This window comes from Photobacterium sp. GJ3 (assembly GCF_018199995.1).
Lineage (GTDB): Bacteria > Pseudomonadota > Gammaproteobacteria > Enterobacterales > Vibrionaceae > Photobacterium.
Window position 1 is genome coordinate 1,310,260 of record NZ_CP073578.1, and the last position, 21,652, is coordinate 1,331,911.

Sequence of the window (21,652 nt, forward strand, 5' to 3'; positions counted from 1 at the left end):
GAAAGTCAAAAACAGCATGATATGCTGAGTTCTTGGTACTGATTGGTTTCATTTGTTGGTTTTAGGTTAAAAAACGGTGACACATTTCAGCTTTATTCCATTATTGTTTCCGCAACCTCTGACAAGCAGCAAGGAAACAAACATGATTATTGGTGTACCGAAGGAAATTAAAGTTCATGAGTATCGCGTGGGTATGGTGCCAGCTTCTGTGAACGAAGCGGTTGCACATGGCCACACAGTTTATGTTGAAACTCAGGCGGGTGCCGGTATCGGTTTCAGCGATCAGGACTACATCGATGCAGGTGCGAAAATTCTGCCAACTGCAGCGGATGTGTTTGCAGAAGCTGAAATGATTGTGAAAGTGAAAGAGCCTCAGGCTGTTGAGCGTGCAATGCTGCGTGAAGGTCAGATTCTGTTTACATACCTGCACTTGGCACCGGACCCAGAGCAAACGCATGACCTGGTGAACAGCAAGGCGGTGTGTATTGCTTATGAAACGGTCACCGATGATGCGGGTCGTCTGCCACTGCTGGCGCCAATGTCTGAAGTGGCTGGCCGTATGTCGATTCAGGCGGGCGCGTTTGCACTGGAAAAATCACGGGGTGGTAGCGGTATGCTGCTGGCAGGTGTTCCAGGTGTTGAACCAGCGAAAGTGGTCATCATCGGTGGCGGCGTCGTCGGTGCCAATGCAGCACAAATGGCTGTTGGCCTGCGTGCAAACGTCGTTGTACTGGATCGCAGCATTGATGTTCTGCGTAAGCTGGATGCTCAGTTTGAAGGCAAAGTTCAGTGCGTGTACTCAACGAAAGATGCGATTGAAAAGCACGTGCTGGAAGCGGATCTGGTGATTGGCGGTGTTCTGGTTGCCGGTGCTGCTGCACCGAAGCTGGTGACGGCTGAAATGATCAAGAAGATGAAACCAGGCTCTGCCATTGTCGATGTTGCAATCGACCAGGGGGGCTGTGTCGAAACTTCTCACGCGACGACACACAGCGAGCCAACTTTCATCGTTGACGATGTTGTACACTACTGTGTGGCGAACATGCCGGGTGCTGTTGCCCGTACATCAACGTTCGCACTGAACAACGTGACACTGCCATACATTCTGAAACTGGCAAACAAAGGCTACAAAGCGGCGCTGAAAGAAGACAAGCACCTGCTGAACGGTCTGAACGTTTATCGTGGCCAGATTACATGCCACGAAGTATCCACAGCGTTGGATCTGCCATTTGTTGATGCGGCTGAAGTACTGGCCTAAAAGCAACATCTCAAAAAGTATTGATAAATCCCTGCCTCGGCGGGGATTTTTTATTTTTATGACTCTTCGGCTCGGGTTGGTTTGGGTCACTTCGGAAAAGCGAAAGTGTGAGCATTTCATTGATGGACGTTATTGGGCCGCCAGTTCTTTCTATTTTCGTTCAGCGACGATCAGGTATTCATCACGCGGCAGGGAGAAATGAATCCTATTGAGGGGCAGGGTCAGGAAACTCAGAGAGAAGGCAGAAGGAAATCATCCATACATAAAAAATTGCCGGTATGACAACTGCGATTTATTTCAGAAACTAAGTCGGTTCTGTCTGAAGGTTTGGATAGTTTTGTCTGGGAATGAATTCATGGCAGGTAAAACAGAAACTGAAATTGAGATCACTGCATCAGAATTCGGGATGAAAGCAGGAATTGATATTTCTCTGACAAAGAAAAAAGCCTTTATGCGAACATAAAGGCAAAGATGAAAAGGAAGCAGATTGTTTGAATTATGCTCGAGCGTAGATCACGCTGCCACCTTTAATCGTATCAATGATTTTTTTCGATAAATGCTTCGGTAAAGCAGGGCAGCCCCAACTGCGGCCTAAATAGCCATGTCTGCGAATGAAATCTTCCGTTGCATAAGGCGCACCATGGACCACGATGTAGCGTCGACGCGCATTATCGTTCATCCCCTTGGTGAGTCCATCAAGACGAAGCGAGTAACCATTTCCACCGTAATACGTTGTATCGGTCAGAAATGTGCCCAAAGATGTCTGACGTGAATTAACGATGTTTGAGAAATGTTTTGCGGTTACCCCGCCACTGTTGACACCATGCGTGACATAGGTGTGAAAGAGAAGTCGGTTTGTTTTCAGATCGACCACAAAGAAACGTTTTTCAGTTGAAGGTTTACTGTAATCAATAATGGTCAGTAACTGTTTTTTACGGCCCTGCGCATTGTAATAAGCGTGATATCCATTTTTAAAGACATCGAAATCCAGCTTTCCTTTCAATCCAGCTTTCTCATACACATATTTTGCGACAAGATCTGTATTTTTTTGTGGTTGCTGAACCGTACTCTGAATAGTCGTTGCAGATGCAAATTGTGGTATATAACAAAAAATTAAAATAAAAAAGTAGATGGCTCGTTTCATTTCCCTGATAACACTCTTCTAATTGGTTTATGCCAAAGACAAAGCGACTCTATCATAGGATTTGAATTTTTTAGCCCTCTCTTTATAAGGATTTTGTCAAATCGAGTTAAGTCAGGGTCCTGTTAAATTTCTCACTCTTGATTCATTTATTAATATAAAACAGCACATTAAAAAATGAACATTGTTTAATCAAAGTTTATTTTTGTCATTTGTTTTGACAGACGATTGTTTCAAAATCGGAAATCTGAATCAGCTAGCTGTCTGTTTTCAAAAATAAAAAAACAAGACACAGCAGAGAAATAATAAAATTTACTCTATCCGTTCTGTTTGTTCGATTTTTGAGCTTTATCTCGAATTTTTTTGCCTAGCTCGTTTGTCTGTGGGTTAAAAAACAAACAGGCTGTATGCAGTGTTCTCGCAGGCGATGACAAAAAAAGCGGGCAAAACTGCCCGCTAAAGTTGACTCATCCTTTGAAAGGATTAAATGGTACAAACCGTTTCCCAACTGCCATCGCTGCCAGGGACAGAGCTCGTCCACCATTTGGCCTGATAGACAACGCCATTGTGGATAATTTTGTCACCGGTTGCTGCGTGGCTCGGATTACCTTGCCAGTCAGTTTGCGGCCAGTTTGGATAAGTATTCAAACCCGTTGTTGAGCAGGTACCGCCATTGTCACCGCCGCCGTTGTCACCACCACCATTATTCAGGTCAGCCAGTGGCAAATCAGGTTGTTCGAAGGCGAGGGCATAGTCTGTGTTGTTGATACGAACGCTGTAGTTTGCCGGACCGGAAATGGGCAGGAAGTAATTCAGCGTCAGTTCAAAGCTTTCGTTATTCGCCAGCTGTTTCCAGCTTGGCAGGGTGAAAGCAACACGATGGAAATTACCGTCCAGACCGCCGATGTTATCGCCACGGGTATGGCCGGATGCGATGACCTGCAGGTTTGCACCTGATTGATCGCTCATGTTGTCCGGCGTTGAGGTTGGAATATCGAACTGGAACTCTGTGCCGCCTGGCAGTGCCTGACCTGTTTTATTGGTCAGGGTCATGGTTGGGTTCAACGGATAGTTCTGATCACCAACTTTAAAACCGGACACAGCAACGTCAACGTTGACGGCATGTGTTGGAATGGCGCCTTCAGCAAGGGTATTGCCGTAAGGTGTCGCATTCGCAAACTTATCGTAGATGGCTTTGGTCATGGTATTACCCATGTGATATTCACCGTTGCCAGTTTTACAAGCGTTTTCTGTTGGATCGACAGTCGTACGGTTGCCGCTGGCATCCAGGTTATAACAGCTATAGTCGCCCGCCAGTTCCCAGAACATGATCCCGCCTATACCTTGATCGACGACGTAGTTCGCTTTGGTGTTGATAGACTCTTGATCCTCGGTAGACAGGAAGACTTTCTTCTCTGCATTCCATAGCCAAGGAGCAACAGAAACGCTGTCATAATGACGGGTGTAAGTACCGGTCAGTGCATCTTGCGGATCATTCACCGGATCCAGACCATAAGCGGCGGTATATGTCCCGTAAATACCGTTGGCCAGGTTCATTGCGTGCCACATTGGGTTCGAACCCGCGCCCATTTCATTGCCATTGGCATCTTTGTCGTGCCACATGTTGTCGATCCCAACCGCACCGTAACCACACTTGCTGGTTCCTGCACCTGTACCGGCAGGGCAGTCGCTCTGGTTTGGCAGAGCAGCCAGACCCCAGAGGCCGTTGGTTCCGCCATTCACGCCTTGCCAGCCACGCGTATAATACGGAACACCGATGTTAATTCGTCCGGCTGGCATGGAGCCGCGGAAGTAGTGGTAGGCCCAGTCGGTGTTCAGATAACCGGTTTTTTTGTACTGTGCTGTGCCGTAAACGTTGCCCGCTTCAAGCTCTGCATCCAGGCCGCTGTCAAACAGGGAAGCATTGTGACCGACATAGTCATTCCATGCCCCATGCAGGTCATAGGTCATGATGTTGACGTAATCGAGATACTTATTGATAGACATGGTTTCCATACCACGCAGCAGATAACCGGAAGACGGTGCTGCAATGGTCAGCATGTAGTGGTGTCCATCCTGCGCACTGGCTTGATCCAGCTTTTCACGCAACACTTTCATCAATTCATGGTAAGACTTCATCAAATGGGGGCGCATGGCATCTGAGTATGCGAAGTCATCCGGATTTCCTGCACCTTGCATGCTGGTCGGATACTCGTAGTCGATATCCAGACCATCAAATTGATATTGGCGCATCATTGCGACCGCAGAGTCAGCAAAGGTTTGGATTCCCTGATGATTGATGCTGCCGTCTGCATTGGTCGTCATGGTGTAGAAGCCACCATCAGCAACACGGTTGCCGTTTTCGTCGAAATGGCCACCGGTTTCAGCCCAGCCACCAATTGAGATGAGTGTCTTCACACCGTGTTTTGCTTTTGCTGTTGCCAGTGCACCGAAGTGACCTTTAAATCCAAGCGCCGGATCGACTTCAACACCAGGCCACTCTTTCCCAACGGCAGGGTTATTGGGATCGTTCACGTTCCCGATGTTCACTTTTCCGTCAGAACCGATACTGACAAAGGCGTAGTTAATGTGGGTCAGGTTTTCCCAGGGAATATCACTGACCAGATAGTTGTTCTGGTCGTCGCCACTGCTACGCCAGCTGGTGAAATAACCAATCACGCGTCGTGCATGATCGGCCCCCATTTTTTCACGGCCATCCTGATCATAAACCGTACAGTAAGGGACATTGACGCCCGGTGTTTGATACAGACCATCAGGCCGGCAGTTCGCCGCCGCCTGGGATTGAAAGCTTAATAAACACGCGGCACTCAGTGTGGCGAGCGTAAAGCCGCGCTTCGCATGCAGACAGTGCATTTTCAGGTTCAACATCACTATGGTTCCTTTAAGAGAAAAACAAACAAACAAAATAAGTAACAAGCTTAAAATTAGCTGTGAAATAACTATAGGATTTTTGTGGCAGATACCGAGCATATTTATTCATTTATTAGCTAATGATCACAATAAAAAAGCACATTTCTGTAACATTTATGATGTTATTTTGTGCAGGTAATCAAATCTCGCTTTAAATTTACAGGGTAAAAAATCAGGATCATCATGGCATTAGCGATACATTACAGATGAACTATGTTAATTTTCAGGTTTACATTCATTTGACAATTGAGGACAGGATTCCGAATGGACATCACCCTTTTCCATGCATCATTATTATTGTTCACGGGATTCATTGCAGGAATTATCAATACGTTAGCGGGTGGGGGATCTAACCTGACATTGCCTGCGCTGATGGTGATGGGGATGCCCGCTGAGGTCGCGAATGCGACCAACCGTTTAGGTGTTGTGTTACAGGCGATCACTGCAGTGTTTGGTTTTCGCCGTCACGGTAAACTGGATATGACGGACACCGGGCCCATTATGGTGCCAACGATCATCGGTGGTTTGGTCGGGGCCGCGGCTGCTGCATATGCCCCTTCGTCCTGGATTAAACCTTTGTTGCTGGGCACCATGCTGGCGATGGCGTTGATTATTCTGCTGAAACCAGCGGCAGTTGCGCCAGAGCCTGGCACCATTGCACGGAAAGTGGCAGACACACCCAGTTCCTGGTGGGGGTTGGGTCTAGCCGGATTTTATGGCGGATTCGTTCAGGCGGGAGTCGGGTTCGTCTTACTGGCGGCTTTGGCTGGAACATTAAGGTACGATCTGGTTCGGGCCAATGCGCTGAAAATGCTCTGTACGCTGATGTTCACTGTGGTTGCCCTGATCCTTTTTATATACGAGGGATTGGTGCTTTGGGTACCGGGACTTATTCTGGCTGCGGGCACCATATTCGGAACGCATCTGGCAGTTAAATTTGCGATTCAGGCCAGCGCAAAAACGCTGAAGTGGTTTTTGTTTTTAATGACCCTTTGTGGCTGTATCGCGGCAATGATTCATTAAATGCAAGGGATGATTTGTTAAATAAATGAACATCAAAACGGTGCCAAATTTATAAATAGCATGATTCGGCTCTTGCTGTTTTTATTATTCAATTTGTCACACATTCATACATGTTCAAATCGGAAAAAGCCGGGATTAACCTTTGTTGAAGTAAGGTTAATCCCGGCTTTTTTCTATTTTTGATTTTTTTTTAAGCATTATTTCAATTTGGGGATCTAAAGTTTCATTTTTAATGAGTGTTAACTCAGAAGCGAAAGTGGCAAACTATTTCAAGTGTAACAATTTGTATGGGAGTGTAACCAAAGCAGCGATAGGTATGTCAACTGTTACAATTTGGTTAACCAGTGAGCGTTTATGAAGCGTAGCACTGATTAGTCAGGTCAGCACATATTAGACATCAGCCCAATCCTGCGCATCTTGATTCAGATCAAAAATAATAACTCATGTAGTCACTGATTTGCGCTTGCAGATTTGATGACAACTTTTGCCCGAAAAGCTGAGAGAGAACATGAAAACCTCAAGATATAAAAATATCTTGTCGGGTGGTTTTGTCTTTTTGACAAGCCTTTTCCTGTCAGGATGTCAATTTGCGGTGCTTGATCCGAAAGGACGGATTGGGGTCGCAGAAAAAGAATTGATAATCACATCGATGTTATTAATGTTGATTGTCGTGATTCCCGTGATTTTGATGACGTTCTACTTTGCATTTAAGTACCGTGAATCAAATACCGGAGAAAAATATACGCCGGAGTGGGCTCACTCAACCAAGATCGAGCTGGTTGTGTGGACAGTGCCAATTATTATTATTGCCATTCTGGGCACGATTACCTGGCGTTCAACGCATGCGCTTGATCCAAGACAGCCCATCATTTCTGATGTGGAACCGATGAAGATCGAAGTGGTTTCACTTGATTGGAAATGGCTGTTTATTTATCCGGATCAGCACATTGCGACCATCAACGAAGTCGCATTTCCGACGGGTGTTCCGGTTGAATTCCACGTCACGTCGAACAGTGTGATGAATTCTTTCTTCATTCCTCAGTTGGGCAGCCAGATCTATGCCATGACAGGGATGTTGAACAAACTGAACCTGATTGCGGATGAGTCCGGTATTTACGACGGTATTTCATCAGGTTACAGCGGTCATGGTTTCTCTGGCATGAAATTCAAAGCGCTGGCTTTGCCTGACCAGGCAAGCTTTGACGAATGGGTTCAGAAAGTTCAGGGATCTGAGGAGCAACTGAAAACACTGAGCGACTTCCAAACCATCGCCAAGCCAAGCGAGAACGTACCTGTCAGTTATTACTCACATGTACCTTCCGACATGCTGCTGACCATTCTGAATCAGTTTGAAGGTTCTCTGACGTGTACCATCACGCCGGAATTTTCTGCTGAGCAAACATTCTAGGACATATTATGTTTGGACGATTAACACTGGACGCCATTCCTTTCCATGAGCCGATCCTCATGGCGACGCTGGCGGTCGTATTGCTGGGCGGTGCCGCCCTGGTAGGCGGCATTACCTATCTGGGTAAATGGCGCTACCTCTGGACAGAGTGGTTCACTACTGTCGATCACAAAAAAATTGGTGTGATGTACATCATCGTCGCGTTTGTGATGATGCTGCGTGGTTTTGCCGATGCCATCATGATGCGGAGCCAGCAAGTGCTGTCTGCCGCGGGTGAGACTGGTTATCTGCCGCCACATCACTATGATCAGGTCTTTTCAGCACACGGCGTGATCATGATTTTCTTCATGGCGATGCCGTTTATCATCGGCCTGATGAACATCGTGATTCCACTGCAGATTGGTGCGCGTGACGTTGCTTTCCCATTCCTGAACTCCCTGAGCTTCTGGCTGTTCGTTGTGGGTGTGGTGCTGATCAACCTGTCTCTGTTCGTGGGCGAGTTCGCGCAAACGGGCTGGCTGGCTTATCCGCCTCTGTCTGGTAAAGAGTACAGTCCCGGAGTCGGGGTTGATTATTGGATATGGGCACTGCAGATCTCCGGGATTGGTACGACCTTATCCGGGGTGAACTTCTTCACCACCATCATGCGTCTGCGTACCCCGTCGATGCCGATGATGAAGATGCCTGTGTTCACCTGGGCATCCCTGTGCGCGAACATTCTGATTATTATTTCGTTCCCAATCCTGACCGTCACCATTGCGCTGCTGACGCTGGATCGCTATCTGGGCACCCACTTCTTCACCGTAGATATGGGGGGCGACATGATGATGTACGTCAACCTGATCTGGGCGTGGGGTCACCCGGAAGTTTACATTCTGGTGCTGCCTGTCTTTGGTGTGTTCTCTGAAGTGGTTGCGACCTTCTCGCGCAAGAAGCTGTTCGGTTACACCTCGCTGGTGTGGGCAACCGGGGTGATCACCTTCCTGGCCTTTATCGTGTGGCTGCACCACTTCTTTACGATGGGTGCGAGTGCGAATGTGAATGCCTTCTTTGGGATTGCCACCATGGTCATTTCGATTCCGACCGGGGTGAAGATCTTTAACTGGCTGTTCACCATGTACCGTGGCCGGATCAAATTCACCACACCAATGCTGTGGACCATCGGTTTTATGTTCACCTTCACCATTGGTGGCATGACCGGCGTACTGCTGGCGGTACCTGCAGCGAACTTTGTGCTGCATAACAGCTTGTTCCTGATTGCGCACTTCCATAACGTGATTATCGGTGGTGTGGTCTTCGGATGCTTTGCAGGCTTTGCTTACTGGTTCCCGAAAGCGACAGGCTACAAACTGGATGAGAAATGGGGCGTTCGTGCCTTCTGGTTCTGGATCATCGGATTCTTCGTTGCCTTTATGCCGCTGTATGTGTTGGGCTTCATGGGAATGACCCGTCGTCTGAGCCAGCATATTGACCCGCAGTACTTCCCGATGCTGGCTGTTGCAGCCTGCGGTGCGGTTCTGATTCTGTGCGGTATTCTGTGTCAGATCATGCAGCTGTATGTCACATTCCGTGACCGTGAAGCGCTGCGCGATGTTACCGGCGACCCTTGGGATGCACGTACGCTGGAGTGGGCGACTTCGTCTCCACCCCCGTTCTACAACTTTGCCAAACTGCCTGAAGGCAATGAGCTGGATGCATTCTGGTATCAGAAAGAGCGCGGTGAAACGAATCAACCTATTCAGTATACGCCGATTCACATGCCGAAAAACACAGGCGCAGGCGTCATTATCTCTGCTTATGCGCTGCTGTTTGGTTTCGGTCTGATCTGGTACATGTGGTGGCTGGTTGCTGTGGGTGTGGTTGGCATGATCGGGACTTGGATCAAGCACAGTTTCAACGATGATGTGGACTATTACGTCACGGTTGAAGAAGTGAAAGCCATCGAAGAAGCTCATAAAGCACGTGTTGCGGGTGCAGCGCCGACACCAACTTCAAAAGACGACGAAGACGAGATGGAGGTCGACTATGCACACTAATGCGGTTGATCATCACGAGCACGACGAACACCATCACGATATCGGTGAAACCAAGCAGCTTGGCTTTTGGATTTACCTGATGAGTGACTGCATTCTGTTCGCAACGCTCTTTGCAACCTACGCCGTGTTGTGTGGCAACACGGCAGGTGGTCCGAGTGGTAAACACATTTTCGAACTGCCGTTTGTATTCACAGAAACCATGATGCTGCTGTTCAGTAGTATCACGTTCGGCTTCGGCATGATTGCGATGAAACGCAAAGATGTCGATGGCCTGAAACGCTGGATGTACGTCACCTTCTTGCTGGGCTTTGGCTTTCTGGCGATGGAAATTTATGAGTTCCATCACCTGATTGCGGAAGGTTACGGCCCGGATCGCAGTGCGTTCCTGTCTGCCTTCTTCACGCTGGTCGGAACTCACGGTCTGCACGTCACTGCCGGGATGATCTGGATGATTGTGTGCCTGATTCAACTCAATACTAAAGGGCTGAACGATGTCATGGAAACTCGTTTCCATTGCCTGAGTATGTTCTGGCACTTCCTGGATATTGTCTGGATCTGCGTATTCACCATCGTTTACCTGTTGGGAGTATTGTAATGGCGAAGCAAGAGCATCAAACCGGTTACGGTGATTACATCAAAGGGTTTATTGCGTCACTGATTCTGACCATCATCCCTTTTTACTTCGCAGCAACCAAAAGCCTGCCAACAACCGCAACGGTCGCCATTCTGCTGGTTTGCGCCGTGGTTCAGCTGGTGGTGCATTTGGTGTACTTCCTGCACATGGATCGCTCTGAGCAAGGATTGTGGAACTCCATGTCCTTTATTTTCACCGCGATTATCGTGCTGATTCTGATTGCCGGTTCCATCTGGATCATGGTGAATCTGCACGTGAACATGCTGCTGTAAACCGGATGACGATATGATCAAAGGTTATCTCTCGATTACTAAACCTGGGATCATCATCGGGAACCTCATTTCGGTGTTAGCCGGATATTTTCTGGCTGCGAAAACGGAGGGGCAGAATGGGCCCCTCCTCATCTACACCTTGATGGGCGTTGCACTGGTGATTGCATCCGGCTGCGTGATTAACAATATTTTTGACCGGGATATCGATCAGAAGATGTCTCGTACCCAAAGCCGCTTGCTGGCGACCGGGGCGATCAATGTTGATATTGCATTCGTTTACGCGATTGTACTGCTGCTGTCCGGGACAGTGCTGCTCTATCAACAGGCGAATCCGCTGTCTGCCGTTGTTGTACTGCTTGGGTTTGTGTTTTACGTGTTCTTCTACACCATGTGGTACAAGCGTACGTCGGTGTATGGCACCTTGGTTGGCAGTGTTTCGGGGGCCGTTCCGCCGCTGGTTGGCTATCTGGCTGTCACTAACTACATCAGCCTGGAAGCGATTTTACTGTTTTCGATGTTCTGCCTGTGGCAAATGCCGCACTCCTATGCGATTGCCATGTTCCGCATGCAGGACTACAAGAATGCTGGCATTCCGGTGTTGCCGGTTGTTGCAGGCATTCAGAAAGCCCGCCGTCATATGATGGCCTATGTCGTGGCATTTACCGCGGTCGCGCTGGCAATGTTTGCACTGGGCTTCAGTGGATATGAATACTTACTCGTGACGTCAGGTGTCTGCCTGTGGTGGTGTGTCGTCACGTTTCGTTCTCTGGATGAGAACAACTTTGTGCAGTGGTCAAAATCAGTCTTTAAGACATCACTGTTCGTGGTCACCGGGATCAGCTGTGTGCTGGGACTGGAGTTAATTCCGCTGGTTTAATGGCGGCACCACAAGTACCGATTCAACATGCTCTTGGCTAACAACTTTTATTAGCTACTTTTGTTCCGGTTTTGGTTTTTCCTGACTCGATACTATCTCCATCGAGTCAGTGAAAAACCATTTTTTTTTGTCGAATACCCGTCTTACTCGAAGCCGCAGCGGTGTTGGCTGCGTGCATTCCTGGAACGCCAGTCCGACCCAATCACATCGTTACCTATGGTCATGGGGATTCATTGACTTGCCGCCTACCTGCGACTCCAAGTCGTTTGGGTCTTGATTGAACACGAAAACGGTTACTTCACGTAACAGGCAAATCCTTTCAGATAAAAACCTTCAGGATAGGCAGAGTCCAGCGGATGATCCGCCGCCTGACTGAATCGTTCAATGAACTGAACTTCACGTTTTGCGTCCAGCGCAGCATCCGCAATAATCTTCTGGAACAGATTGTTGTCCATCAGCCCTGAGCAAGAGTAGGTCAGTAAGGTACCGCCTGGCTTCAGGATTTGCATCGCCAGCATGTTGATGTCTTTATAACCACGGCAGGCACCAACCAGCTGTGCCTTCGATTCCGCAAACTTAGGTGGATCCATGATCACCACATCAAACTGCTCGCCACGCTCACGATATTCACGCAGTAATTTGAACACGTCTGCATTGACGAATTCAGCGTGCTCAACCGGCAGACCATTGATTTCAGCATTTTGACGCGCAGTGTCCAGCGCAGGCTGGGAGACATCGACATTGATGACCTGATCAGCACCGCCTTTCAGCGCATAGAGGCCAAAACCACCGGTGTAGCAGAAGCAGTTCAGCACGCGTTTACCTTTCACGTACTTGATGGCTGCCTGACGGCTGTCCCGCTGATCCAGATAGAAACCGGTCTTGTGGCCGCCCACGATATCCACATTGATTTTAATTCCGTTTTCTTCAATGGTGACAACGGATGGCGGCGTGTCTCCATGCAGAACGCCCGTGCGTTGTTTCAGGCCTTCTTTCTTGCGGACAGACACATCTGAACGCTCATAGATACTACATTCCGGATAGCAGGTTTTCAGCGCCTCAACCAGATTGTCTTTCTGCGCTTCTGCACCGGCACTCAGCAACTGACACACCAGGAAATCCTGATAACGGTCAATGGTGATCCCCGGCAAGCCGTCAGACTCTGCAGCGATCAAACGGTAGCCCGTCAGTCCGTCACGTGCCGCCAGAATGTCACGCAGTTGCTGCGCTGCCTGCAGGCGTTTGATAAAGAACGCCGTGTCGATGGTATCGTTCTGGTCAAAAGTCCAGACACGGACACGAATTTGAGACTGCGGAGAATAGGCACCACGCGCCAGCCATTCGCCTTTGTGATCAAAGATGTCTACGGTCTCACCCAGACCCGGTTGACCTTCAACACGCTGAATTCCACGCGAAAAAACCCAAGGATGGCGGCGACGCAGCGATTTTTCACGCCCTTTCACCAGATAGATAGAAGCTGTCATGTTCAGACCAGAAGCAGTAAAAGAATGGGGGCGTATTATCTTGTCCGCAGGACGGAAAATCAACCGGAAGTCAGGGCATTTCAGGAATCGTGAAGTTCACCTGATCAAGGGGGAGCCTGGAAGGGATTTCCCTCCCCATGTGAAGGGGAGGGAAGACAGCAATTGCGGTTCGTTCTGAATCAGGCTCTGACGCCGTTCATCAGCACTTCGAGCTGTTGTGCCTGCTGGTTCAGGCGCTCAATGTCGGAAGCCGTCTGGCCAATTACTGCTTTGACCTGCCGGGATTGTTCCCGAACCTGTTCTACACTGCTGGCGATACCATCGGCGACAGTGCCTTGCTGCTCGGCGGCAGCGGCGATCTCGGTGCTGCGGTCCGAAATGTGCTGATTGCGATCGGCAATCTGTGTGATTTGCTGATCCACAGAATCCATCAGGGTCTCACTTTCCCCGGCATTGGTGACCGTACTTTGCATCACGCTCATCAGCGTCTGACTGTTTTTCTGCAGTGACTCAATCATCTGCTGAATTTCTACAGTTGCCGTTTGCGTGCGGCCCGCCAGTGTCCGGACTTCATCTGCAACCACGGCAAATCCGCGGCCTTGTTCACCGGCGCGCGCCGCTTCAATCGCTGCATTCAGCGCCAGCAGATTGGTTTGCTCTGAAATGGCATTGATGGTTGTGACCACGGCATCAATCTTCGCGGCATTGCTGTCCAGTTCATTCACCGCTTCAGCAGCCTGATGAATCTCGCGGGTCAGCTGGTTGATCGCTTGTTTGGTATTGCCGACCTGTGAACGCCCTTGCTCCGTCACTTGCTGCGCTTCTCGGGTCTGTTCAGACGTATCGTGCGCATGGGCAGCAACCTCGCGGATCGACGAAGCCATCTCTTCGGTTGCACTGGCCAGAGAATCGAGATGTTCTTGCTGCTCAGTCGACAGGCTTTCCGTTTTCATGCTGCGCTGGCGGAGCTCGCTGCTGATTTGCTGCATAAGAGCGGTGGCTTCCTGCGTTGCCAGCACCAGTTGTTGCTCTCGTTCAGCGACTTTATCAATCGTGATGGCAATCAGGCTGAACTCGTCACGGACTTTGAAAAAATTCAGACGCTGAGTCAGATCGCCATCTGCCAGCGTATTCAGGGCACGGTGTGTGGTAAACATCGCGCCGCCAATGAATGTCATGATGTAATAGACTGCCGCAAAAGTGATGATCATGATGCCAGCGGCTAACGTCAGTTGAAGTCCCGACAGAAAATCAAACAGGCCGGATTGATCCGTCGAAATCAGACTGTAATGCATGCCGGGTACCGGAACTGCATGTTCGCCGCGGCCAATCGCAATATGGGTTCCTTGTAATAACCCTGCTGCGTCCGGCTGAGACGCTTGTTGTTCAGCAAGTAAAGTGGCTGCAGATTCAAGATTGAGGGTGATAAGTGATTGATACTGCTTTTCACCAGCATCAGCTAAAATTGCACTGACAGTGATCATTCCCAAAAGGGGGAGGAGGAACAGTAAATAGAACTTCTCCTGAAGCTTGAGGTGAATGAGGTACTTGTCTATCCATCGAAATGCAACTTCTTTCATTTTCTCTTCCTGAATGAATGAGGTGTTGTGGCGTCAGTGAATACTAATCTTTTTATCTATGAAAACAGACTGATCTTGAGGTGATTTATGTCACAAATTTGTGTCATGGTTCGTGTAACGGGCCATGTTCAGGGGGTTGGATTTCGGTTTCATACCGCACATGAAGGGTTAAGAATTGGTCTGAGCGGATACGCAAAAAATCTACCGGATGGCAGTGTCGAAGTGCTGGCCTGTGGTAAGCCGGAGAAAGTTGAACAATTGGTTCAATGGCTGGAAACCGGACCCCGCACATCCCGGGTGGACAGCCTGAGCCGAGATGATATTGCCTGGCGGGCTTTAGATGGGTTTGAGATTATGTAGCCGGAGTGGTGGATACTCCGGCAGGTTATCGAACAGGCTTAAAGGCATTTGGCTGGTTTCGGCAGTCCCGCCAGTTTTGTGGCCTGTTTCGCCGGACCTTTTGGAAAGAGCTTGAACAGGTACTTTGAGCTGCCTTTTTCCTCACCGTACTGTTTTGCCATGGCTTTCACCAGCATTCGAATCGCTGGTGACGTATTAAATTCCAGATAGAATTCACGCACAAAATGGACGACTTCCCAATGGGCGTCTGTCAGCTTGACGCCTTCTTCCTGAGCCAGCAGCGGCACCAGTTCGGGAGCCCAGTCGGCCACATTCTTCAAATAACCCTGTGCGTCGGTTTCAATCGTTTTACCGTTCAGTTCAAGCATGGTACTTCTCGCAGTTGTTAACCCGGCAAGGATAGTGATTCCCGGAAAACGGTGCAAGTCTGGCTTGGCTGAAAAACAAAAAAGCGCCCCGAAGGGCGCTTTCGCAAGATGATGCGCGACTCAATTAGTCGTCGCTGCCCATCACACCCAGAATTTGTAGCAGGCTGATGAACAGGTTGTAAATCGACACATACAGCGTCACGGTCGCAGAGATGTAGTTGGTTTCACCACCACGAACGATATTCTGCGTGGTCAGCAGAATCGCTGCTGATGAGAACAGCACAAACATCGCACTGATTGCCAGCGACAGCATTGGTAATTGCAGGAAGATGTTTGCAACCATGGCAACGATAATTGCAATGAAACCAGCCAGCAGCATACCGCCCAGGAAGGACAGGTCACGCTTGGTGGTCAGCGCGTAAGCTGAACACACCATGAAGGTTAATGCCGTACCTCCCAGAGCTGGCAGAATCACGCTGCCCATGCCTGCGCCAATATAAGCATTCAGAATCGGGCCGAGGGTATAACCCATAAAGCCGGTCAGCAGGAAGGTGAACACCAGTCCCATGCTGTTATCACGGTTTTTCTCGGTCAGGAACAGCAGGCCATAGAAACCAACCAGCGTAATAATAATGCCAGGATATGGCAGGTTAAACGCCATCGAAACGCCAGCGACCATCGCTGACCACAGCAGTGTCAGAGACAGTAGGAAGTAAGTGTTTCGCAGCACCTTGTTGGTTGACAGTACGCCTTCGTAGCTATTACTACGGACAATACGATCGTTCATAAAATCTTCCCCTTAGGGTTATTGTTGAAATCCAGTATGCCTTATATGGCGACCATTTCGTCAGAAATCAATAGCAAGCGGTTGATTTCTTGAGCCGAAACAGAAGAAAAATATCTTACAGACCATACAGCTCATGATACTGGAGGACGTGTAAATCCCGAGTACAAAGATGTAACAGTCTGTAACTTTCTTGCCTGTCCGAGCCACAGAGCACGAAACTGAATCTCATGCTAGCGGATCGGGGGGGCATAGTGCAAGCCGCCTTGTGACCACAGATTATTTTGCGCACGCTGAATATGCAGGGGCGACTGGACACCCACAGTGCGATCAAAACTTTCGCCATAGTTGCCAACCTGCTTGATGATTTGATATGCCCAGTCCGGATTCAGGCCAAGGCTTTTGCCTTGCGGGCCGTCAAGGCCCAGGAAGCGGCGGATTTCAGGGATATCACTATTTTTCATCGTATCAATATTTTCTGACGTGATGCCCAGCTCTTCGGCATTGATCATGGCATTCAGTGTCCATTTCACGATGTTAAACCATTGGTCGTCGCCTTGCCGGACCACGGGGCCGAGAGGTTCTTTTGAAATGATATCAGGCAGAATCACGGCATCTTCCGCATTTTTCAGACTCAGGCGCAGCCCATAGAGGCCAGACTGATCTGCGGTCAGGACATCGCAGCGGTTTTCTTCAAATCCGACGATGGTTTCTTTGGCCGTATCAAAAGGCACCAGCGTATAAGTGAGCTGATTGAGCTTGAAATAATCCTCCAGATTCAGTTCCGTGGTTGTGCCCGACTGAACACAGATACTGGCGCCGGATAAGTCTTTCGCGGTATTGGCATTCAGCGATTTTTTGACCATAAAGCCCTGACCGTCGTAAAAAAGAATCCCGGCGAAGTGCAGTTCCAGCGCCGTGTCCCGCTGAAGTGTCCAGGTCGTATTTCGGGAGAGCAGATCAATGTCACCACTTTGCAGCGCTTTAAAGCGTTCCCGGGCATTGAGCGGAATGAATTTGACCTTGGCTTTGTCGCCCAGTGCCGCAGCGGCAACCGCCTGACAGAATTCGACATCCAGCCCATGCCATTCACCTTTGGCATTTGGCATGGAAAACCCGGGGAGTCCTGTGCTCACACCACATTCCAGATACCCTTTTTCTGTAATCTGCGCCAGCGTTGCAGAGAAGCTGATCTGATGACTCAGCCGCTCTCTCAGCGAATTGACTTCATTTTCCAGTTCAGTCACCCGGTTGGCATCCTGACTCAGGCTTATGGTGTCGGGTTGGGTGTCCAGCTGCTGTTCAAGCATCTCAACTTTATTTTCGAGGGCTTTGATCAGCGCTTTATTTTGTGCGTCTTCACGGTCACATCCGGAAAGCAGCAGACAAAAAATTCCAATCAGACCAGCCTGAATCGTCTCTGACATAACGTGTCCTTTTAGATGCACATGGAAAGGCCACTCATTGCAGGGCAAGTAGCGCATTAATAAATATATCAATGTTCAGTATAGGAACCGTTCGCAGATGTGCGAGGATCGCTGTTATAAGGCAATGAGGGGTTGGACTGGCGCCATATTGATGACGTTACGTTTGGCAAACAGATCCATCAGGATGCGGCTTTCCAGATCAGTCGGTGCCTTGGGGAGTGCCAACCAGCGGGCATCAGGTGATAACGCTGGGGGTTGCGTGAGTGCTTTCAAATCGACAACAGAGAGGAGCGCATGGAATTTATGGACATAGTCCCGGGTTTCACGGGGCAGAACCAGTTGACTGAACTGACGGCTGTTCGCACGTTTCATGGCACGGCTGACCCGGCCTTCACCGGCATTGTAAGCGGCCAGTGTTAACGATAAATCCTGATCAAATTTCTGGTACAGAAACGACAGATAAGCCACGGCTGCCTGCGTGCTTCTGGCGACATCAAACCGTTCATCGTGATCCTGTTCGACCCGAAGTCCGAAACGTTTTGCGGTGGCCGGGATTAATTGCCAGAGGCCGGCTGCATTGGCATGAGACACGGCATCAACCCGAAAGGTTGATTCAATCATGGGCAATAGAGCCAGGCTGAGGGGCAGGGATTTCTGCCGGAGCGATGTCTCAATCGCCAGCAGGGTCTCCCGGTTTCTCAGCAAGTGCCGTTCAATCACTTTTTTGTGTGGCAGAAGCCGGTCGACCTGGGCCTGCAGGGCTTCCGCACTGAGCGAGAAAGACGGGTTCGCCGGGTCAGCAGACGCAGTTCCCGGTATCCATAAAAACAGACCTGTCAGACACAACACAGCCATCAACCGGCTGCGGGTGCCGTGTCGTTTTTTCATCTCAGCTTTGCATTAACGCAGTGCCGTAATCTGGCTCACCTTTGAGCTGGCGTAAGACTTCGCCATAAGAAGCCGATAAATTGCCATTCACCTGATTGGTTTTCTGGCATGAATGAATCTGGCTTTCTAATTGCTGCCAGCTCTGACGTACCTTCAAGTTGAGCGGAGAAGGCAGTCGTTTCAGCAGCAACGCCATGCCGCGCTTGTCTCCGGGCAGACCCAGCGATTTCAGCAGGTCTGACCTGTGTTTTGCACTTTGCTGGAGCTGAAGCAGCAACGGCTCCTGACGACTGACCAGATCAGACAGAGAAGAGCCGTCGAATTGCAGATAACTTGCTTGCTGACGCAGCATCAGCTGACCCAATTGCTGATAAGCATGAAGATCGTGACGAATCCCCTGAATCAGTGTTTTCACTATCTGCTGTTTACTCATAAAAGACCTCAGTTGTGTCCGGTATGGAACTCAAGGATCGCACTGGACAATGTTTCTACGTCCAGTTTCAGATCACCTTTTGTCAGTGCTTGTTTAACGGCTGCAACTTTTTCCATGTCGATCTCCGGCAATTCGGCCAGCGCTTTCTGCGCCTCAGCAATCACTTGATTACTGGTGCTGATGACAGGTTCAAGGCTTTTCGATTTGCCTGCGGTTTCAAGTTGTGCCGGGCCGGATGGACGCTGAGTGGACGAGGCCACCTGAGAATTAAAAACTTTGTCGATTTTCATGAACTTATCCTGCCTGAAATTTTACCGCTGATTTTTGAATGAAGGTCAAATTACTTCCCTGAACAGGAAGGGCGACCGTTTCCGCCGGAAATTAAAAAATAGTTTGGACTTTTCCCCGGTCAACCACGATCACATCAATGACCTTGCCTGAAGTACTATTGCGGACAGAGATCTGCTCACCTTTAACCCCATTTTGCAGGGCCTCGCCTTTCATGCTCGCTTCCATCCCATTTTTACTTGCAATAATCATGACACTTTCGCCTTCCTCAACCAGCCACAGGGGCTGGAGCTGAAGCGGACTGATGACCTGACCACTGCGAATCCGGCGCAGCGTGCGCTGTCCGAGTACTTGTTCCGGGCGGGTCGCAAAGGCTTCATCCCGGCTAAGGGTGAGTGTCTGTGTTTTGAGCATGGTTGCCGAGAGTTTTGTATCCCGCCGGATATGGGTGGCTGCCACAATCACAGGAATTCTTAAACGTACCTGTGCCGTGACATTCAGTTTCCAGGGTTGTGAACCCGACTGGCATTCCACCTGACGTCTTAAATAGCCAACCGGCAGGTTCTGCTGATCCGCGGCACTGATATACAAAGCCGTCGGGCAGGCCGGCAAATGTTCTGCCGAGGCAGGAATACTGAGTTCAATTTCAGTTTCATAGTCAGGCCAGCGTTGTCTTTTCGCGTAACTGTCGATTTCCTGTTCGATTTTCGTGTTGACCCACGACGAAAGTTGGTTCGTTTCAAGCGGTGTTCTGTCACTGGCCTGCGCCGGCGACGCCAACACACTCAGGGTGATCAGGGCGGATATTTTAGCGCTGAATGCGACATTTCCTGACTTCCGCTTACGGGTTGAAATGCGGAAGTTCCGCTTCCCTTCCTCTTTGTAACTATCTGAAAAATAAGGCATAAAATATTGGCATGTTTCTTGTTTATGAATACAGCGTGACTAACTGCGTAAGCGTGACCGAATTAAGGAACAACAATGGCGATCAGTTTTGAAAATGCGCTCGGTGTTCATCCTGATGCGCTCAATTTCAGGGTACAGCGCAGCAAAGTATTGGCAAGCAACTTAGCAAATGTCGATACCCCTGGGTATTACGCCAGAGACCTGGCTTTTGAAACCGTGATGAAAAACACAAGCTCACGCGTGGATACCCCGCCACCGGAAATGGCTGTGAGTGCGAAATATCGCGTGCCTTATCAGAACAGTCAAACCGGCAATACCGTTGAACTGGGCGTTGAGCAAGCCAAGTTTGCCCAGAACAACATGGATTTTCAAACCAGCCTGACTTTCATGAACATGAAATTCAGCGGGCTGGCAAAAGCAATTGAGGGACGTTAATCACTATGGCTTTTACGGACATCTACTCAATCGCTGGCTCTGCCATGACGGCACAAACCGTTCGTCTGAACACGGTAGCCAGTAACCTGGCGAACGCCGATGCAGTCGCCAGCAACCCGAACGATACGTACAAAGCACTCAAGCCAGTGTTCGCCACAGTCTACGGCCAGACGCAACTGTCGGCCGAGAAAGACGTGTATCCGAATGCAGAAGTTCGCATTGTGGATGTGGTCAAGCACGAAGGCAAAATCGATAAGCGCTTTGAGCCGAGTAACCCACTGGCCAATGACGAAGGCTATGTCTTCTACCCAGGCATTGATGTGGTGGCGGAAATGGCAGACATGATGTCAGCCACGCGCAGCTACGAGACCAATGTGGAAGTGCTGGCGAATGTGAAAAGCATGCAGCAAGGCCTGCTGAGACTGGGAGAAGGACGATGAGTCTAGCACAGTACACCGCGCTGAACGGTGATTCACCGAATGCAGCGACAGGTGCCAATGCCGGTGTTCAGGCGAATGCGAACAGTGCACAGTCGCTGGAAAACGAATTCCTGACCCTGATGGTGGCACAGATTCAGAATCAGGATCCGCTGAACCCGCTGGACGGTACGGAATATGTGGGTCAGCTGGCGCAGTTCTCTCAGGTTCAGAGTACCGAGAACATGGCCAAGATGATGCAAAACAGCATGGTCTTGATGGACAACATGCAGGTGCTGGCAACCGCAGGTCTGGTTGGACAGACCGTGTATGTCGATACCAACGAGATGGCGCTGGATGAAGATAGTGTTCAGAGCGGAAAAATCGAACTGGCGCATGCATCAAACCAGGTCAACCTGATTCTGGAAGATGAATATGGCCGGAAATCCAAAGTTCCGCTGGGGGCGCATGGAGCCGGCGATTTAGATTTTTCGATTGATGCGGAAGAACTGGGGTTACCGAAAGGGAACTACACCGTATCCGTTGAATTGCAGGAAGGACAGGCTCAGCCAAAAATACTGCTGGCAGGTGAGGTTGAGCAGGTTCGAGTTCCGAGTAACGGGGGTTCTGCCCTGGTGAATGTTGCCGGTGTCGGCAGTGTTCCTTTCTACCAGATTAGCCAGTTCGGCAGCTGATTTTCATA

General features: G+C 49.5%; 21 protein-coding genes and 1 pseudogene. 11 read left to right on the forward strand and 11 right to left on the reverse strand.

Annotation, left to right across the window (positions count from 1 at the left end):
- The first annotated feature begins 142 nt into the window (after positions 1-142).
- Positions 143-1,258, forward strand: a complete 1,116-nt coding sequence (ald, locus tag KDD30_RS05800) for an alanine dehydrogenase (protein ID WP_211648008.1) — start codon at positions 143-145, stop codon at positions 1,256-1,258.
- Positions 1,259-1,754: 496 nt separating this feature from the next.
- Here ald and KDD30_RS05805 read toward each other — a convergent pair whose 3' ends face one another.
- Both KDD30_RS05805 and KDD30_RS05810 read right to left on the reverse strand, forming a co-directional pair.
- The gene (locus tag KDD30_RS05805) at positions 1,755-2,402 is read right to left on the reverse strand and encodes a murein L,D-transpeptidase catalytic domain family protein (RefSeq protein WP_211648010.1); all 648 of its coding nucleotides are present in this window, start codon (positions 2,400-2,402) and stop codon (positions 1,755-1,757) included.
- Positions 2,403-2,882: 480 nt separating this feature from the next.
- Positions 2,883-5,189, reverse strand: a pseudogene (locus tag KDD30_RS05810) (chitinase C-terminal domain-containing protein); the annotation flags it as partial.
- A 405-nt stretch (positions 5,190-5,594) separates the two neighbouring features.
- Here KDD30_RS05810 and KDD30_RS05815 point away from each other — a divergent pair.
- The 6 genes from KDD30_RS05815 to cyoE all read left to right on the forward strand — a co-directional run bounded on the left by KDD30_RS05815 (position 5,595) and on the right by cyoE (position 11,580).
- The gene (locus KDD30_RS05815) at positions 5,595-6,353 is read left to right on the forward strand and encodes a sulfite exporter TauE/SafE family protein (protein ID WP_211648014.1); all 759 of its coding nucleotides are present in this window, start codon (positions 5,595-5,597) and stop codon (positions 6,351-6,353) included.
- Between the two features lie 508 nt (positions 6,354-6,861).
- Entirely contained in the window at positions 6,862-7,761 is a 900-nt protein-coding gene (gene cyoA / locus KDD30_RS05820; protein ID WP_211648016.1) for a ubiquinol oxidase subunit II, read from the forward strand.
- A gap of 8 nt (positions 7,762-7,769) precedes the next feature.
- Positions 7,770-9,797: a cytochrome o ubiquinol oxidase subunit I gene (cyoB, locus tag KDD30_RS05825; RefSeq protein ID WP_211648018.1), complete on the forward strand. Its 2,028-nt coding sequence runs from the start codon at positions 7,770-7,772 to the stop codon at positions 9,795-9,797.
- A complete protein-coding gene (gene cyoC, locus KDD30_RS05830) occupies positions 9,787-10,392 on the forward strand; it encodes a cytochrome o ubiquinol oxidase subunit III (protein ID WP_211648020.1) in 606 nt (201 codons plus the stop codon). Before cyoB ends, cyoC begins: the two co-directional genes overlap by 11 nt.
- Positions 10,392-10,703 (forward strand): cytochrome o ubiquinol oxidase subunit IV, encoded by a 312-nt coding sequence (cyoD, locus tag KDD30_RS05835; RefSeq protein WP_211648022.1) that lies wholly within the window; start codon positions 10,392-10,394, stop codon positions 10,701-10,703. The genes cyoC and cyoD overlap by 1 nt, the downstream gene beginning before the upstream one ends.
- Positions 10,704-10,716: 13 nt before the next feature.
- Positions 10,717-11,580, forward strand: a complete 864-nt coding sequence (gene cyoE / locus KDD30_RS05840) for a heme o synthase (protein WP_211648024.1) — start codon at positions 10,717-10,719, stop codon at positions 11,578-11,580.
- 293 nt (positions 11,581-11,873) lie between these two features.
- Here cyoE and KDD30_RS05845 read toward each other — a convergent pair whose 3' ends face one another.
- Both KDD30_RS05845 and KDD30_RS05850 read right to left on the reverse strand, forming a co-directional pair.
- Positions 11,874-13,064, reverse strand: coding sequence for a class I SAM-dependent methyltransferase (locus KDD30_RS05845; RefSeq protein WP_211648026.1), 1,191 nt, complete (start codon positions 13,062-13,064; stop codon positions 11,874-11,876).
- A 179-nt stretch (positions 13,065-13,243) separates the two neighbouring features.
- Complete coding sequence (locus tag KDD30_RS05850; protein WP_211648028.1) at positions 13,244-14,644, reverse strand: methyl-accepting chemotaxis protein; 1,401 nt, start codon at positions 14,642-14,644, stop codon at positions 13,244-13,246.
- A gap of 87 nt (positions 14,645-14,731) precedes the next feature.
- Between KDD30_RS05850 and yccX the strand changes: the two genes are divergently transcribed.
- Positions 14,732-15,004, forward strand: coding sequence for an acylphosphatase (yccX, locus tag KDD30_RS05855; protein ID WP_211648030.1), 273 nt, complete (start codon positions 14,732-14,734; stop codon positions 15,002-15,004).
- A 38-nt stretch (positions 15,005-15,042) separates the two neighbouring features.
- Here the strand turns inward: yccX and KDD30_RS05860 are convergent, their stop codons facing one another.
- The 7 genes from KDD30_RS05860 to flgA all read right to left on the reverse strand — a co-directional run bounded on the left by KDD30_RS05860 (position 15,043) and on the right by flgA (position 20,098).
- Positions 15,043-15,372, reverse strand: a complete 330-nt coding sequence (locus tag KDD30_RS05860; protein ID WP_211648032.1) for a TusE/DsrC/DsvC family sulfur relay protein — start codon at positions 15,370-15,372, stop codon at positions 15,043-15,045.
- Positions 15,373-15,496: 124 nt separating this feature from the next.
- A complete protein-coding gene (locus KDD30_RS05865) occupies positions 15,497-16,159 on the reverse strand; it encodes a Bax inhibitor-1/YccA family protein (RefSeq protein WP_211648034.1) in 663 nt (220 codons plus the stop codon).
- A 230-nt stretch (positions 16,160-16,389) separates the two neighbouring features.
- On the reverse strand, positions 16,390-17,466 hold the full coding sequence (locus KDD30_RS05870) for an amino acid ABC transporter substrate-binding protein (protein ID WP_249199278.1): 1,077 nt from the start codon (positions 17,464-17,466) through the stop codon (positions 16,390-16,392).
- Positions 17,467-17,697: 231 nt separating this feature from the next.
- Positions 17,698-18,471: a lytic transglycosylase domain-containing protein gene (locus tag KDD30_RS05875; protein WP_249199209.1), complete on the reverse strand. Its 774-nt coding sequence runs from the start codon at positions 18,469-18,471 to the stop codon at positions 17,698-17,700.
- A 1-nt stretch (position 18,472) separates the two neighbouring features.
- The gene (gene flgN, locus KDD30_RS05880; protein WP_211648038.1) at positions 18,473-18,904 is read right to left on the reverse strand and encodes a flagellar export chaperone FlgN; all 432 of its coding nucleotides are present in this window, start codon (positions 18,902-18,904) and stop codon (positions 18,473-18,475) included.
- An 8-nt stretch (positions 18,905-18,912) separates the two neighbouring features.
- A complete protein-coding gene (flgM, locus tag KDD30_RS05885; protein WP_211648046.1) occupies positions 18,913-19,194 on the reverse strand; it encodes a flagellar biosynthesis anti-sigma factor FlgM in 282 nt (93 codons plus the stop codon).
- Positions 19,195-19,285: 91 nt separating this feature from the next.
- Positions 19,286-20,098, reverse strand: a complete 813-nt coding sequence (flgA, locus tag KDD30_RS05890; RefSeq protein WP_211648048.1) for a flagellar basal body P-ring formation chaperone FlgA — start codon at positions 20,096-20,098, stop codon at positions 19,286-19,288.
- Positions 20,099-20,173: 75 nt separating this feature from the next.
- Between flgA and flgB the strand changes: the two genes are divergently transcribed.
- From flgB to flgD, 3 genes are read left to right on the forward strand one after another with little or no spacing between them, the layout of a single operon-like run.
- Positions 20,174-20,533 (forward strand): flagellar basal body rod protein FlgB, encoded by a 360-nt coding sequence (flgB, locus tag KDD30_RS05895; RefSeq protein ID WP_211648050.1) that lies wholly within the window; start codon positions 20,174-20,176, stop codon positions 20,531-20,533.
- A gap of 5 nt (positions 20,534-20,538) precedes the next feature.
- Positions 20,539-20,973: a flagellar basal body rod protein FlgC gene (flgC, locus tag KDD30_RS05900; RefSeq protein WP_211648052.1), complete on the forward strand. Its 435-nt coding sequence runs from the start codon at positions 20,539-20,541 to the stop codon at positions 20,971-20,973.
- A complete protein-coding gene (gene flgD / locus KDD30_RS05905; RefSeq protein ID WP_211648054.1) occupies positions 20,970-21,644 on the forward strand; it encodes a flagellar hook assembly protein FlgD in 675 nt (224 codons plus the stop codon). The genes flgC and flgD overlap by 4 nt, the downstream gene beginning before the upstream one ends.
- The last annotated feature ends 8 nt before the right edge of the window (positions 21,645-21,652 follow it).

Excerpts from the sequence above, each read along its gene's own strand:
- ald (WP_211648008.1), top strand. The coding sequence starts at position 143 with ATGATTATTGGTGTACCGAAGGAAATTAAAGTTCATGAGTATCGCGTG.
- KDD30_RS05805 (WP_211648010.1), bottom strand. The coding sequence starts at position 2,402 with ATGAAACGAGCCATCTACTTTTTTATTTTAATTTTTTGTTATATACCA.
- KDD30_RS05815 (WP_211648014.1), top strand. The coding sequence starts at position 5,595 with ATGGACATCACCCTTTTCCATGCATCATTATTATTGTTCACGGGATTC.
- cyoA (WP_211648016.1), top strand. The coding sequence starts at position 6,862 with ATGAAAACCTCAAGATATAAAAATATCTTGTCGGGTGGTTTTGTCTTT.
- cyoB (WP_211648018.1), top strand. The coding sequence starts at position 7,770 with ATGTTTGGACGATTAACACTGGACGCCATTCCTTTCCATGAGCCGATC.
- cyoC (WP_211648020.1), top strand. The coding sequence starts at position 9,787 with ATGCACACTAATGCGGTTGATCATCACGAGCACGACGAACACCATCAC.
- cyoD (WP_211648022.1), top strand. The coding sequence starts at position 10,392 with ATGGCGAAGCAAGAGCATCAAACCGGTTACGGTGATTACATCAAAGGG.
- cyoE (WP_211648024.1), top strand. The coding sequence starts at position 10,717 with ATGATCAAAGGTTATCTCTCGATTACTAAACCTGGGATCATCATCGGG.
- KDD30_RS05845 (WP_211648026.1), bottom strand. The coding sequence starts at position 13,064 with ATGACAGCTTCTATCTATCTGGTGAAAGGGCGTGAAAAATCGCTGCGT.
- KDD30_RS05850 (WP_211648028.1), bottom strand. The coding sequence starts at position 14,644 with ATGAAAGAAGTTGCATTTCGATGGATAGACAAGTACCTCATTCACCTC.
- yccX (WP_211648030.1), top strand. The coding sequence starts at position 14,732 with ATGTCACAAATTTGTGTCATGGTTCGTGTAACGGGCCATGTTCAGGGG.
- KDD30_RS05860 (WP_211648032.1), bottom strand. The coding sequence starts at position 15,372 with ATGCTTGAACTGAACGGTAAAACGATTGAAACCGACGCACAGGGTTAT.
- KDD30_RS05865 (WP_211648034.1), bottom strand. The coding sequence starts at position 16,159 with ATGAACGATCGTATTGTCCGTAGTAATAGCTACGAAGGCGTACTGTCA.
- KDD30_RS05870 (WP_249199278.1), bottom strand. The coding sequence starts at position 17,466 with ATGCTTGAACAGCAGCTGGACACCCAACCCGACACCATAAGCCTGAGT.
- KDD30_RS05875 (WP_249199209.1), bottom strand. The coding sequence starts at position 18,471 with ATGAAAAAACGACACGGCACCCGCAGCCGGTTGATGGCTGTGTTGTGT.
- flgN (WP_211648038.1), bottom strand. The coding sequence starts at position 18,904 with ATGAGTAAACAGCAGATAGTGAAAACACTGATTCAGGGGATTCGTCAC.
- flgM (WP_211648046.1), bottom strand. The coding sequence starts at position 19,194 with ATGAAAATCGACAAAGTTTTTAATTCTCAGGTGGCCTCGTCCACTCAG.
- flgA (WP_211648048.1), bottom strand. The coding sequence starts at position 20,098 with ATGCCTTATTTTTCAGATAGTTACAAAGAGGAAGGGAAGCGGAACTTC.
- flgB (WP_211648050.1), top strand. The coding sequence starts at position 20,174 with ATGGCGATCAGTTTTGAAAATGCGCTCGGTGTTCATCCTGATGCGCTC.
- flgC (WP_211648052.1), top strand. The coding sequence starts at position 20,539 with ATGGCTTTTACGGACATCTACTCAATCGCTGGCTCTGCCATGACGGCA.
- flgD (WP_211648054.1), top strand. The coding sequence starts at position 20,970 with ATGAGTCTAGCACAGTACACCGCGCTGAACGGTGATTCACCGAATGCA.